Genomic DNA, 13,385 nt, shown 5'->3' with positions numbered 1-13,385 from the left:
CATATGAAGAACTCTGACTTACCAGCAATTCAGTACACCATATGGCCAGCAGATCTTCAGGGTCACCGCTTTAAAGTAAAGCTTCACATATCAAACCCCAATCCAGAGGGGCAGATATTGCAGGTGCCAGCATGGATTCCAGGCAGCTATTTGATTCGTGATTTCAGCAAGCACATTGAATCAATCGAAGCATTTGTTGCAGGTGATACCAAGAAAAAAATTGCTCTTGAAAGATTAAGCAACGATCAATGGCGACTACCTAACATAAATACTGCAGTAGAGATCCTCACAACGGTTTACGCCTTCGACTCGTCAGTACGTGCAGCTTATCTTGATACCGAGCGTGCATTCTTTAATGCCACCAGCCTTTGCCTAGGAGTGCAGGGACAAGAAGATATTCCTTGCTCTCTTGCCATTATTCGACCTGAAAGCTCTTTTGCTGATCATTGGTCAGTACAAACAAGCTTGCGGTCAGCAAAAACTGACGATCAAGGTTTTGGTTTTTATCTTGCGCAAAACTACGATGACTTATTGGATCATCCTGTTGCCATTGGTGAATTTCAAATTGCCCGCTGGATCTCAAATGGCACTGCACACTCTATGGCAATACAGGGGTGCATTCACCCTATAGATAAAGCGCGTTTAGAAAATGATCTGCAAGCCATCTGCGCTTCCACTATTAATCTTTTTGAACCTAAAACCAAAAAGACGCCCTTCCCCAATTACCTGTTCTTGGTCAATGCAGTACTAAATGGATATGGCGGACTAGAACATCGCAATAGCACTGCGCTACTGTGTCGTCGCGATCAAATTCCACAGGAAGGCGTTCTTTTTGAAGAGAATGCCTATCGTGAATTTCTGGGCTTATGCAGCCATGAATATTTTCATGCATGGCTAGTCAAGCGTATTCAACCAAAAGTATTTCAACCTTACGATCTATCTCAGCGTAATCACACCCGTTTACTTTGGTTATTTGAAGGCTTCACCAGCTATTACGACGATCTTCAACTCTTTCGCAGCAAGCGCATAGATCTTAAGACTTACCTAAGATTGGTTGCCGACAACTGGAATGGCGTTTTACGGGGTCCCGGCAGACAAAAGCAGAGTTTGGCTGACAGCTCATTTGATGCCTGGACCAAGTATTACCAGGCCGATGAAAATACCCCGAATGCAGTGGTGAGTTACTACGGTAAAGGCGCACTACTTGCGCTAGGTCTTGATCTACAAATTCGCGCTTTCTCGAAAAATCAGAAATCTCTCGATGACTTGATGCGCTTCATTTGGAAGATGCATGGCCAAACGATGGATGGAATTTCCGAGGATGGATTAGATGCATTAATACATCAATTATTGGGCGATGGATTCAATAAGATTTGGCATGAAATGAAGTCACGCTATATCTTTGGGACTGAAGATATCCCACTGCAGAAATGGCTTAACTCTAAAGTGGTCTCGGTAGCCACTAAGACTCATACAAAACTCGAAAAAATCAAGCTTCAACTTGGGTTGCGTCATGCCGAAGTGAGTGGTTGGCTTAAGGTGACTCACGTCTTAGATGGCGGAGCAGCCCAAGCCGCAGGTCTTGCAGCAGGAGATTTACTAGCAAGCATCAATGGTCAGCGAATTACAAGCGCTCGATGGGACAAGGTTCTAGGAAGTCTCTCCGAAAATCAGAGCCTAGAGATCTCCTTTTATCGAGACGACATGGAACATGAGCGCATCTTGATATTGCAAGCCCCCCAGGTTCCGATGCAATACGAATTAAGTCCGCGCTCCTAATAAGCAAGCAGATGCAATCTTTTTCCAAAGAAGATATTCCCCGTGATTGGCAAGCCTTGTTGGGCAACTACTTCGAATCTTCCGATTGGAAAAGACTCCAAGACAATTTACGTCTTGTCTTAGACTCTCAAGAAGTTCGACCTGAGCCAGAGAATTTCTTCAAAGCACTGAAGCTTACTCCCGTTGAATCAGTTCGTGCCGTCATTCTCGGACAAGATCCCTATCACTCACCTGGCCTAGCTCAGGGATTGGCTTTTTCAATTCCAGCAACTATTCCTACAAACTCACGAGAATTTCCCAGCTCACTTCGCAATATCAGTAAAGCACTTGCTCTTGAGGGTTTTGGTTATTTGCCAAATGGTGACTTACATCACTGGGCCAATCAAGGTGTGCTACTTCTTAACACCGCCCTTAGTGTCAAACTAGGCGAGGCTGGTAGTCATGCAAGTTTGGGATGGAGAAGTTTGATAGACAAACTAATAGCTGCTCTTGCACAAAAAAATTTACATTTGGTTTGGATGTTGTGGGGAGGACATGCCCAATCAAAATTGCCTCTCATTCAATCTGAAGCTAATCAGCTGATCTTGCAATCATCCCACCCATCGGGGCTTGGAGTCTATAAGACGGATAAGCCTTTTTTAGAGCCCGGCGGAAAAATGAGTTGTGGACACTTCTCCAAAACGAATCAATGGTTAATAGCTCATGCCCGCACACCCATTCAGTGGGTCGGCCAGACGCAAACAGACTTATTTAGCTAAAGCGCTATAAACACAACTTGCCAGGCAGGAGGCAAATATGGCGCTCAGCCACTCCAACATTTGTCCAGACTCGAAAAAGCCCATGTACTGCCCAAAATATGCGCCTGCAGCGGCAAAAATAAAGCCCACCAGCATAGCTAGCAAGAACTTTCCAAGCCCAGAGCCACTGGAGCGGCCAGGATAAAACATCCAAGCCGATGCCCCGGATATAGCCCCAATCACCAGAAAAGCTAAAAACCCCATTCTTACCCCCAATAATGCTGCCATCAAATCTATAATCGCCATTATGAAGTTGTTGACACTCGGCATCAATCATCACACAGCGCCGGTCGCCATTCGGGAAAAGGTCGCCTTTGACCCTGAATTTCTTCAAGAAGCGTTGCACGACCTACGCCAACATTTAGTTGGCGCGAATCAGGCCGGGCTGCCAGAAGCAACTATTTTGTCTACTTGCAACCGCACTGAAGTCTATTGCGCAGCCAATGACGATAGTGCCGCAGGACTTTTGCACGAAGCCACCTTCGACTGGCTGGCTAAAACCCAACAACTTGCGCCCAGCAGCCTTCAGCCTCATATTTATTCGCTACCCCAATCGGACGCTGTACGACATGCGTTTAGAGTTGCTTGCGGATTAGATTCAATGGTGATTGGTGAAACCCAAATCCTGGGGCAAATGAAAGATGCTGTTCGTACTGCAAATGATGCTGGCGTACTAGGCACCTACTTAAATCATCTTTTTCAAAAAACATTTTCCGTAGCTAAGGAGGTTCGCGGCTCTACAGAGATCGGCGCACACTCTATTTCAATGGCAGCCGCATCGGTACGCCTATCAGAGCGCATCTTTGAAAAAATTTCTGAGCAACGCGTTTTATTTATCGGCGCTGGCGACATGATCACTTTATGCGCAACGCACTTTGTGTCGCGCAAGCCCAAGAGTGTTGCAATTGCTAACCGCACTATCGAGCGTGGCCAAGAATTGGCTGACTCCATTTCCGAACAAGATGTACAGGCAGAATCCTTCAAGCTCTCAGAGCTGCCAGGGCGTCTTCATGAATTCGACATCATCGTGTCAAGTACGGCTTCTTCCCTACCAATTATTGGTCTTGGTATGGTTGAAAGCGCACTCAAGCAACGTCGCCACAAACCGATGGTGATGATTGACTTAGCGGTGCCACGTGACTTTGAACCTGAGATCTCAAGGCTCGAAGATATCTATCTTTATACCGTCGATGATTTAGGCGTCATGATTCAGACTGGTGCCAACTTACGTCAAGCAGCAGTAAGTCAAGCTGAAGCGATCATTGAAGATCGGGTTGGAAATTTTATGCATTGGATGCAGGGCCGCAAAACAGTGCCTCTGATTCAAGATATTCAGCAGCAAGGCCAACGTTTACGTCAACTTGAATTAGAGCGTGCTATGAAACGCTTAATGCGTGGCGACGACCCTCAAGAAGTCCTTAATGCAATGGCTCAAGGTCTTACCAATAAATTCTTGCATGGCTCTTTGCATGCACTACAACACTCCAATGGCGCAGAGCGCGACGCTCTTATTAAGCTGCTACCAAAACTATTTGCCTCACACTCCAAGCCAGAAGACCATTAGATGAAGCCCAGCATGCGGGCTAAGCTAGACCACCTAGACACGCGCTTAGCCGAACTCAATTCCCTTTTAACTTCCGAAGAAGCAACCAAAGATATGGATGCCTATCGGAAGCTCACGCGCGAACATTCTGATATCGCGACCGTAGTTGAACAGTTCGGCCTTTATAAGCAAGCGGAAGCGGATGCTCAAGCTGCAGAAGAGATGCGCAAAGACCCCGAAATGAAGGACTTTGCAGACGAAGAACAAAAACAAGCTCTTGCCACCATGGAAGAGCTTGAAGGGATCCTGCAAAAGCTATTACTCCCAAAAGATGAGAACGACGAACGCAACGTCTTTCTAGAAATACGGGCAGGCACAGGCGGTGATGAAAGCGCCCTTTTCGCTGGCGATCTCCTACGTATGTACACCCGCTTTGCTGAACGACAGGGCTGGAAGGTCGAAGTAGTCAGCGCCGCTGAATCAGATTTAGGTGGATATAAAGAGGTTGTCTTACGCCTAGTAGGCCAATCTGTTTACTCGCGACTCAAATTTGAATCTGGCGGCCATCGCGTCCAACGTGTTCCACAGACCGAAACACAAGGGCGTATTCACACATCAGCATGCACAGTTGCCGTCATGCCAGAAGCGGATGAATTAGAAGCCGTCAAGATTAATCCTGCTGAATTGCGAATTGATACCTTCCGAGCCTCAGGTGCCGGTGGACAGCACATTAACAAAACTGACTCTGCAGTACGTATTACGCACTTGCCAACTGGCACAGTAGTCGAATGCCAAGACGATCGCAGCCAACACCGCAACCGCGAACAAGCTATGAAGGTTTTGGTATCGCGCATCATGGATGCCCGCGAACGCGAGAAACACCAGCTTGAGGCACAAACTAGGAAATCTTTAATTGGCTCCGGCGATCGTAGTGATCGCATTCGCACGTATAACTTCCCTCAAGGGCGCATTACTGACCATCGCATTAATCTGACGCTCTATAAGATTGATGCCATGATGGATGGCGATATCGATGATCTTTGTAACGCACTTGCATCCGAACATCAAGCTGAATTGCTTGCCGCACTAGGCGATAACTAAAACACTTTATGAGTGCCGAATTTAGCCTGCGCTCGCTATTGAGCGCCTCCCTGCTTCCACCTAGCGATGCACGAATCCTGATGGCTCATGTCCTCGAGCAGCACTACCAGCTCCCTCGCTCAGCATTACTTTCTCGCGATGAGATGGCATTGAACCCCGAAGCCCTCACGCAATGGAAAAACTTAGAGTCCAGGCGAATGAATGGCGAACCAATCGCATACCTCGTGGGGAAAAGAGGGTTTCATAACATTGAGCTTTATGTTGCGCCTGGTGTTTTGATACCGCGCCCAGAAACAGAATTACTAGTTGAAATCGGATTGCGTGAAATTCAAGCCTTAGGAGGGCCAGCGAAGATTCTTGATCTTGGCACTGGTTCTGGTGCTATTGCTTTAGCAGTTGCACATGAAGCTCCTCATATAGCAGTCACTGCAACAGATCAATCTCCAGGGGCTTTAGAGATTGCCAAAAAAAATGCTGAGCTTCTAAACGTCGCTTCACGCGTCCAATTTGCTCAAGGCAACTGGTACTCAGCTTTGCAACCTGATGAGCGCTTTGACGTCATCTTGAGTAATCCGCCCTATATCGCCTCTCAGGATAAGCACCTCACTCAGGGCGACTTACGCTTTGAACCAATATCAGCACTTACCGATCATGCCAGTGGTCTGACTTGCCTTGAAGTCATTATTGCCGGAGCAGCCACGCATCTAAATTCCAATGGCTTAATTGCCGTCGAGCACGGCTTTGATCAATCCGAAGCTGTTGTTGCCATTATGAAAGCTGCCGGACTTGCGGATATTCAAACCCACCAGGATTTGGCTGGGCACACTCGAGTGGCTTCAGGCAGAAAAATAGGCTTATAAATAACCCTATTTCGCATAAAGTCTTAAAATCAAATAAACCCTGTTTTCAAACTGCCTTTGAGTAAAGGCTGCCTTACTAGAAAGAATTTATGGACACACAAGCTCAAATTAAAGAAATCGTTACCAGCCATCCAGTGGTGTTGTTTATGAAGGGCACAGCACAGTTTCCACAATGCGGCTTCTCCGGCAATGCCGTAAATATTTTGCGCGCTAGTGGAGTCGAAAATCTACACACCGTGAATGTTTTGGAAGATGCCGGAATCCGCCAAGGAATTAAAGAATATGCCAATTGGCCAACTATTCCACAGCTTTACATTAATGGTGAATTTATTGGTGGCTCAGACATCATGACTGAGATGTATCAATCCGGTGAACTACAAAAATTGGTTCAGGCCTAAGCTCTTTCGCTGTGACCTTCGATCTTAGCTCTCTTCTACTGTTTGGCCTGCCCTTAGGTTTGTGTGCAGGCCTTTTGGTTTATGCGCTCAATTTACGTTCAGCACTGACTCGCGTAGAACAACAAGTACAAGCGGATGCCTCTCTGACGGCAAGCATGCGCGCCGAACGTGACAAGGCACTTCAAAATGCGATTCGCCTTGAAGCAGAGCTCGACTCAGAACGAAAACAAGGTCTAGGTCGGATCGAGTCACTCAATGAAGCAAAAGAAGCCCTGACCAACCAATTTAAAAATTTGGCCAATGAGATTTTGGAAGACAAATCCAAGCGCTTTACCGAACAGAATGCAGCCAGCTTAGATGCTTTATTAAAACCACTACAAACCAAGCTCACTGAATTTAAAGAACAAGTAAGCAACTCCTATGGCAATGAAGCACGTGAGCGCCATGCACTCAAAAGTGAAATTGAGCGACTCGCCAATCTCAATCTGCGTATGTCAGACGAAACCCGTTCCTTAACCCAAGCCTTAAAAGGCGACTCTAAAGTTCAGGGCAATTGGGGGGAGCTAGTTCTGGAATCCATCTTGGAATCTTCGGGTCTACGCAAAGGCGAAGAATATCTTGTGCAAGATAGCCATACGCAAACAGATGGCTCGCGCTTACAACCTGACGTTGTTATCAAGCTGCCTGAAGGTAGAAGTCTGGTTGTCGATAGCAAGGTATCTATTACGGCCTATGCAAGGCACGCTGAAGCCACAGATCCAGCTAAAGCAGAACAAGAGTTGGCAGCCCATATCCAGTCGCTGCGCCAACATATTCAAGGCTTATCTGGCAAGAACTATAGCGCCCTGTATGGCGTTGGCTCAGTAGACTTTGTTTTAATGTTTGTACCAATTGAGCCAGCATTCTTATTGGCACTAAAGACTGCGCCCAATCTTTACCAAGAAGCTTTAGCAAAAAATATTGTGCTGGTTTGCCCCAGCACCTTGATGGCTACTTTGCGCACTGTTGCCCATTTGTGGAGACAGGATCATCAAAATCGCAATGCCCTTGAGATTGCGAAACAATGCGGCAATCTTTACGACAAATTTGTTGGATTTGTAGATGATCTTGAGAAGCTTGGCCAACGACTAGACCAGGCGCAGACAAGTTATCACGACGCATTCAATAAATTAAAGACTGGCAAAGGCAATCTCATACGCTCCGCCGAAAAAGTTCGCGAACTAGGCGTTAAGCCCAGTAAGAATATAGCGGCGCCGCTACTCGAATCATCTTCAGACTTTGAGTAGCGCCCAAAATAAATAATATTTTCTTTAGTCAAGACAAACAAAAACCCGCCTAGCTCACACTAGGCGGGTTTTTTAAAACGTAATGCTTTAGTAAATTCTCTAATTAAGCAGCTTTGCGGCTACGTGATGCAGGTGTAGCAGCTTTCTTAACTTGAGCAATTTGACCTTGTACTGTTTCGAGTGCCTGATCAGCAGTTTTCTCAGCAGTTGCAAAAGCTTCTTTGCTAGCAGCGCGGAACTGTTCAAAACCTTGCAACGCACTTCCGTATACAGTCTTGAAAGAAGAGATGAAAGTCTCGGAACCAGCAGGTGCATTTGAAGCAACAGTATTAATCCAGTCCTGGAAACCATCTTGCAACTGGTCGATGCTTGCATCAACTACGTTTGCAAATTCTTTATTGCTATCACGCAACACTTTGCTTACTTTCTTTTGGTAGGCAGCAGCTTGATTACCCGCAGCTTGCAATGTCTCAGCATTTAAAAGTTCAGTAACTTGCTTTGGGTCTTTTGCTGTCAAAACTTGTTGAAAACCGTCTTGCGCATTTACCAAAGCGTCTTTGGATGCTGCATAGTTCAATTCAGCCAATTTTTGAGCATTTTCCAAAGCAGCTTCGCTCAAAGAAAATGAAGCCTCGAGGCCCTTGCTGTTAATTTGGGACAATTTAGCGGTGATTTGTTCTTGGTTCATATATTTCTCCAGAAATTAAGTGGTACAACTAGTCAATTAAGTGCTAAATAAGGAGGATGTAGATACCTTAAATATTGCACTGCACCATGAAACTGTAACTGAGCGAATATGACAAAGCAAGGAATTTTTGCTGCTATGCAACAAATAAATACTTTTAAAGATATAAATTGAATAAAATCAATAACTTAGAATCAAAAGAGGATTTGCATTCCTATCGAAAGGTAGCGCTTGCGGCCTGTTTTGGGACCTTTTTAGAGTGGTATGACTTCCTGACCTTCGCCACCCTAGCAGTTGTATTTGGACCTTTATTTTTCCCTTCTAGCGACCCCAATGCCGGGCTTTTAGCGAGCTTGGCGACCTTTGGCGTTGGAATGGTAGTACGCCCTATCGGCTCAGCCCTTTTCGGCTCTATGGGTGATCGTATAGGCCGCAAACCTGTATTCATGATCACCATCGCCATAATGGGTTTGGCGACAGTTAGCGTGGGCTTTCTACCCGCTTATGCCCAAATTGGTATCTGGGCCCCCATTCTGTTGGTTAGCCTTCGACTCTTGCAAGGCCTATCCGCCGGTGGAGAAATTGGAGGAAGCGCTGTTTACCTAACTGAACATGCAGGAAATGAGCATCGCGGTTTTAAGACTAGCTTCCTGCAATTAATGGGCCCCTTAGGAATACTCTTCTCTACCTTACAAATTGCACTTCTTAGAAACTACCTTTCCCCTGAGGAATTTCAGTCATGGGGTTGGCGTGTGCCATTTTGGCTCTCAGTACTGCTGCTAGCATTTGGGTTTTGGATAAGAAAGTCCCTTGAAGAGACGCCAGTATTTTTAGAAATTACGAAGAAAAATGGCAAAGCAGAATCGCAGCTAGCAAATAACTTTAAAGATCCGGAGATACGCAAAAGAATGTTTTTATTATTCTTCTGTATTTCATCTAGCGGAGCTATTTTGTTTTTCTGCGTTCAAGTTTATGTGGCCATTTTCTTAAAGACTACGATTCAGCTTCCGCCTGAGTTGGTTGATCAACTGAGTATTGGCGCCACACTAATGCTCTTTCCATTAACTATTTTTTCAGGCTGGCTTTCGGACAAGATTGGACGTAAGCCTGTAATTGTAGGAGGGGTTATGCTTGGCGCCATTTTTATTATTCCGGCATTTAAGCTTTTAGAGAATTATGGAATAGCGTACATACAAACAAATAGCGCATCTTCTCTTTTGGGCTTAAGCATTGTCCTCGTGACACTAGCTTTGGCGCTAGCCTTAGTAGTAGGACCCCAGACTGCGCTACTGGCAGAACTCTTTCCTGCAAAAAATAGAAATAGCGCGGCCACATTACCCCATAATCTGGCCGCAGGCTGGGTAGGCGGATTACTCCCTTTGGCAGTTACCTGGATCAATCAAGTTTCAGGAAATAATCTCACCGGCCTTTGGTACCCTGTCGTTTTCTTATTGAGCGCCGCAATAATTGCCGCAATGTATTTACCAGAGACTAAGCTCAATTTGCTTAATAAGTAGATTAGACTTAGTTCAATTAGTAACCTTCAAAAAGATTCATAAATATGTCATTGAACGTCATTGAAAACATCGTGCCCATAGAGCAACAAAATGCTATTGAAGAAAGATTCTTAGGACCGAACTTCCCGCTCTTTTTAAACCCAAGATCAGTTAACCTAGATAACAAAACAGCATTTTCTGATCCCAACACCAAAGATGGTTATCGGCTTAATCACATGTTTGTTCATGAAGGTCAGCTAGTCTCAAATGAGTGGGGTCTAATTGAGCCTATTGCGTTAGCGCTAGTGACCAAGCTCGGCCTAGAACCAAAAATTGCCAGCTGCAAGTTAAACCTAACATTCCCCAATCCGGAGTTTGGAGAAAACGATCACTTTCCGGCACATTACGACACGACTGATAAGGCTGTAGTTGCGATTTACTACGTGAATGATTCGGATGGTGACACCCTTTTCTTTAAAGAAAAGAATGATTCTGGGGTATATGAAGTAGAGGATACTTTCACACCAAAGAAAGGTTCGCTGGTTTACTTCAATGAAACGGTTTTACATGCAAACCATCCACCCAGAACTTCTAAAGCAAGATGCATTATTAACTTCAACTTCTTACTTGATTTCTAGGCGAAAAGATTCAGGGCGAAAGAATTCTTTCGAGAATTTTATTTTGAATGGCATCCTTAAAAGCTGCCCACCAATTGATGCAGCGCGCCTGCAACTCTAGAATCCCTTCTGGATTAGAGGCTGCTTTACTTTTCATTTGATTCAAAAATTCCGGCAATAGAGCCCACGACTCAATAATTGGGAAGGGAGCGGGACCAACCAATCCCAAGGCGTCCGGGGATGATAAAAACTCATGGGGCAGGGAAATGGGGATGCAACCCAACTCTAAGGCGTCATACAAACGTATTGTTTCTGGATTGTTACCCGAAGGACAGGGGGCAAAAATACTATCCTCCATGATTGCAGAATATAAGCCTACGTTATATCCACCCGCGAATCCATTGGAAGGCATTACGTACAAATTCTCGCCGCAAGCGGTTGCAGGCCCAGAAAAGCTGGCGCGCTCATTATTGTAAGAAGCTGAGTTATTAATCCAACCCAAAAATGCAGCCAAGCACTGGCGTTGCGATGCTTTTTTCAAAGAATCTTTATGTCGAGGGCCAACACCAGTTCTAAAGCCATTCGGGGCCCACATAACTTTGCTACCAGGGCCATATCCTTCAATAATGCTAGAGAAATAATAGTTTCGGATCACTAGATCACATTCGGCATACGCCGAGATATCTTTATCAAGCCTTTCCCCACCCATATGGTAGAGGACCACTTTATTACCTAAGGATTTGATGAACCGAATCAGTTCGACATTAATTTGATGGAGCTCCAGATACACCACAGGTGAATTGTCCAATTTTGCCTGATCTACGCCAAGGCTATATGGCGCACCCCCAAAAAGATTGTTTTGAATAAACCATGTCTCTAAAGCAGAATTTAAAGTGTCGGGCGTACTAAGAATTTGTACTGTATTCATTTAAAAATTATCCCCGATGAAACTGGATGACTGAATCTTTTTTGGAATAGTAAGTATTTAACTCGTCAAAGAAGGGTGGTGGGTCAGCATAGTCATGCCAAACCTTAATGGGCCCAAAGAAGCTTCCATGCCAAAGCGGTCTAAAGTTCCAATTTAAAGGCAAAACAAACGGGTGAAAGCCTGTTTTTTCAACTGCTAATGCGAATGAGCCTTGATCTTGCACTGGAACCTCATAGACCTTGCCATCATTTGCGCCAACCAAGGTGGTGTCTGCAGTCAAGGCAAGCCCCTTCCACTCGCAGAATAAAGGCTCAGCCTTCCTTGAGAAGAAAACTACGCCAGTGTTGTACTCCACTTCATCACCAACAAATATTCTTGGGTACCTTCTAGCCCATGGAGCCTCGCAGATGCTCATGGCTAAACCAAACTGCGCCGCTTTCCGAAATCCAAAATCTAGATTTCCCATTACTACCGTGTCAATATCTAAGAATAAAGTTTCATCAAATGGTGAAAGCTCAAACATGGATGCTTTCTTATTTAAGCTAGCAAGATCTCCAGTGGGAGCGTCAACTTTGATAATTTCATGCTTTAGCTCAGGATGAAATCTTTGAACAGACGCTTTAAGACGAGCTAAAGGAAGCTTGGATTCATCACCCCAATAGATAGACAATATTCCTCTAGACATATTTTTCCTGGGGAAAATTCTGAAAAATGATGAGATGAGTGGTGCCCCTTGTCCGACTCGAACAGACCACCTACTGATTACAAATCAGTTGCTCTACCAGATGAGCTAAAGGGGCAACGGTGATATTTTAGCCTATTTCACAATCGTCAAGGATGGTTTCTTGGATTTTGGCTTTTCTGGGGGTTGATCTGAAGAGTCTGCCACATGCAAATCCCTAGCTTGCGCCGGGTCAAACGGAAAAGACATTCCCTGGCCATTTTCCCGGGCATAAATTGCTAGGACATGACTAACCGGAACCATAATCTTCCTTGGAATTCCCCCAAATCGGGCCTGAAAGCTGATCCAATCATTTTCAAGCTGCAATTGATGGCACGCCTCAAGGGAGAGGTTTAAAACGATCTCATCGTTCTTAACGAACTCCATGGGCACCTCAACCCTGGCATCAACAAAAACCGCTATGAAGGGCGTAAAACCAAAATCCGTGCACCACTGATGTAGGGCACGGATTAGGTAGGGTTTATTGCTTGGAACGTCAGACATACTGACCTGTAATGAACCGCAAGTTGATGCTTAGCGGCGCATTACCTTTTCAGAAGGAGTTAATGCCTCGATATAAGCAGGTCTGCTAAAAATACGCTCAGCGTACTTCAACAAAGCCGCAGCATTTCGAGAAAGATCAATACCGTAGTGCTCAAGACGCCATAACAATGGCGCAATTGCTACGTCAAGCATTGAGAACTCATCGCCCAACATGTATTTGTTTTTAACAAAAATTGGGGCTAACTGAGTTAAACGATCACGAATAGCTAAACGTGCTTTTTCATGAACCTTCTCAGCAGCTTTACCTTTTTCATTTTCCAAAGCCGCTACGTGTACAAACAGCTCTTTCTCAAAATTAAAGAGAAAAAGGCGCGCACGGGCACGAGCTACTGGGTCTGGCGGCATCAACTGTGGATGAGGAAAGCGCTCATCAATATATTCATTGATGATGTTTGACTCATACAAAATTAAATCGCGCTCAACCAAGATTGGCACTTGGCCATAAGGGTTCATTACCGAAATGTCTTCAGGCTTGTTAAACAAGTCAACATCGCGGATTTCAAAGTCCATGCCTTTTTCAAAAAGCACCAGACGGCAGCGTTGCGAGAATGGGCAGTTAGTACCCGAGTACAACACCATCATAAATTTATTTCCTTAAATTTCTACTTCA

The 13,385-nt window shown here is 45.1% G+C and carries 15 protein-coding genes and 1 tRNA gene; 9 read left to right on the top strand and 7 right to left on the bottom strand.

Annotated elements, in window-relative coordinates; all coding sequences use genetic code 11:
• The first annotated feature begins 3 nt into the window (after positions 1-3).
• Entirely contained in the window at positions 4-1,779 is a 1,776-nt protein-coding gene (locus tag C2745_RS00755; RefSeq protein WP_215384455.1) for a M61 family metallopeptidase, read from the top strand.
• Between the two features lie 11 nt (positions 1,780-1,790).
• On the top strand, positions 1,791-2,537 hold the full coding sequence (locus C2745_RS00750; RefSeq protein WP_215384454.1) for a uracil-DNA glycosylase: 747 nt from the start codon (positions 1,791-1,793) through the stop codon (positions 2,535-2,537).
• On the opposite strand, the gene C2745_RS00745 is transcribed toward C2745_RS00750, so the two are convergent.
• On the bottom strand, positions 2,526-2,822 hold the full coding sequence (locus C2745_RS00745; RefSeq protein ID WP_251368338.1) for a GlsB/YeaQ/YmgE family stress response membrane protein: 297 nt from the start codon (positions 2,820-2,822) through the stop codon (positions 2,526-2,528). The genes C2745_RS00750 and C2745_RS00745 overlap by 12 nt on opposite strands.
• Before the next feature lies 1 nt (position 2,823).
• Here C2745_RS00745 and hemA point away from each other — a divergent pair, with 1 nt between their 5' ends.
• The 5 genes from hemA to rmuC all read left to right on the top strand — a co-directional run bounded on the left by hemA (position 2,824) and on the right by rmuC (position 7,764).
• A complete protein-coding gene (hemA, locus tag C2745_RS00740) occupies positions 2,824-4,140 on the top strand; it encodes a glutamyl-tRNA reductase (protein ID WP_215384453.1) in 1,317 nt (438 codons plus the stop codon).
• A complete protein-coding gene (gene prfA / locus C2745_RS00735; protein WP_215384452.1) occupies positions 4,141-5,220 on the top strand; it encodes a peptide chain release factor 1 in 1,080 nt (359 codons plus the stop codon).
• Positions 5,221-5,228: 8 nt separating this feature from the next.
• The gene (gene prmC, locus C2745_RS00730) at positions 5,229-6,080 is read left to right on the top strand and encodes a peptide chain release factor N(5)-glutamine methyltransferase (RefSeq protein WP_215384451.1); all 852 of its coding nucleotides are present in this window, start codon (positions 5,229-5,231) and stop codon (positions 6,078-6,080) included.
• Between the two features lie 89 nt (positions 6,081-6,169).
• Positions 6,170-6,478 carry a Grx4 family monothiol glutaredoxin gene (gene grxD, locus C2745_RS00725; protein ID WP_215384450.1) on the top strand — a complete coding sequence of 103 codons (309 nt, stop codon included), beginning with the start codon at positions 6,170-6,172 and terminating at the stop codon, positions 6,476-6,478.
• Between the two features lie 11 nt (positions 6,479-6,489).
• A complete protein-coding gene (gene rmuC / locus C2745_RS00720) occupies positions 6,490-7,764 on the top strand; it encodes a DNA recombination protein RmuC (RefSeq protein WP_215384449.1) in 1,275 nt (424 codons plus the stop codon).
• Between the two features lie 103 nt (positions 7,765-7,867).
• Here the strand turns inward: rmuC and C2745_RS00715 are convergent, their stop codons facing one another.
• Positions 7,868-8,452, bottom strand: coding sequence for a phasin family protein (locus C2745_RS00715; protein WP_215384448.1), 585 nt, complete (start codon positions 8,450-8,452; stop codon positions 7,868-7,870).
• 167 nt (positions 8,453-8,619) lie between these two features.
• On the opposite strand from C2745_RS00715, the gene C2745_RS00710 reads away from it, so the two are divergent.
• Both C2745_RS00710 and C2745_RS00705 read left to right on the top strand, forming a co-directional pair.
• On the top strand, positions 8,620-9,966 hold the full coding sequence (locus tag C2745_RS00710; RefSeq protein WP_215384447.1) for an MFS transporter: 1,347 nt from the start codon (positions 8,620-8,622) through the stop codon (positions 9,964-9,966).
• A gap of 44 nt (positions 9,967-10,010) precedes the next feature.
• Positions 10,011-10,583 carry a 2OG-Fe(II) oxygenase gene (locus C2745_RS00705; RefSeq protein WP_215384446.1) on the top strand — a complete coding sequence of 191 codons (573 nt, stop codon included), beginning with the start codon at positions 10,011-10,013 and terminating at the stop codon, positions 10,581-10,583.
• 10 nt (positions 10,584-10,593) lie between these two features.
• Here C2745_RS00705 and C2745_RS00700 read toward each other — a convergent pair whose 3' ends face one another.
• From C2745_RS00700 to C2745_RS00680, 5 genes are all read right to left on the bottom strand, one after another.
• On the bottom strand, positions 10,594-11,490 hold the full coding sequence (locus C2745_RS00700) for a glycosyltransferase family 47 protein (protein ID WP_215384445.1): 897 nt from the start codon (positions 11,488-11,490) through the stop codon (positions 10,594-10,596).
• A gap of 7 nt (positions 11,491-11,497) precedes the next feature.
• Complete coding sequence (locus tag C2745_RS00695) at positions 11,498-12,175, bottom strand: hypothetical protein (protein ID WP_215384444.1); 678 nt, start codon at positions 12,173-12,175, stop codon at positions 11,498-11,500.
• Between the two features lie 39 nt (positions 12,176-12,214).
• Positions 12,215-12,290 (bottom strand) — tRNA-Thr (locus C2745_RS00690).
• Positions 12,291-12,307: 17 nt separating this feature from the next.
• A complete protein-coding gene (locus tag C2745_RS00685; protein WP_215384443.1) occupies positions 12,308-12,715 on the bottom strand; it encodes a ClpXP protease specificity-enhancing factor in 408 nt (135 codons plus the stop codon).
• 30 nt (positions 12,716-12,745) lie between these two features.
• Positions 12,746-13,357 carry a glutathione S-transferase N-terminal domain-containing protein gene (locus tag C2745_RS00680; RefSeq protein WP_068320223.1) on the bottom strand — a complete coding sequence of 204 codons (612 nt, stop codon included), beginning with the start codon at positions 13,355-13,357 and terminating at the stop codon, positions 12,746-12,748.
• Positions 13,358-13,385 lie beyond the last annotated feature (28 nt).

This window comes from Polynucleobacter sp. AP-Kolm-20A-A1, assembly GCF_018688315.1.
GTDB lineage: Bacteria > Pseudomonadota > Gammaproteobacteria > Burkholderiales > Burkholderiaceae > Polynucleobacter.
The sequence above is the reverse complement of the archived record's forward strand: the minus strand, read 5'-3'. Positions and strand labels throughout refer to the sequence as shown.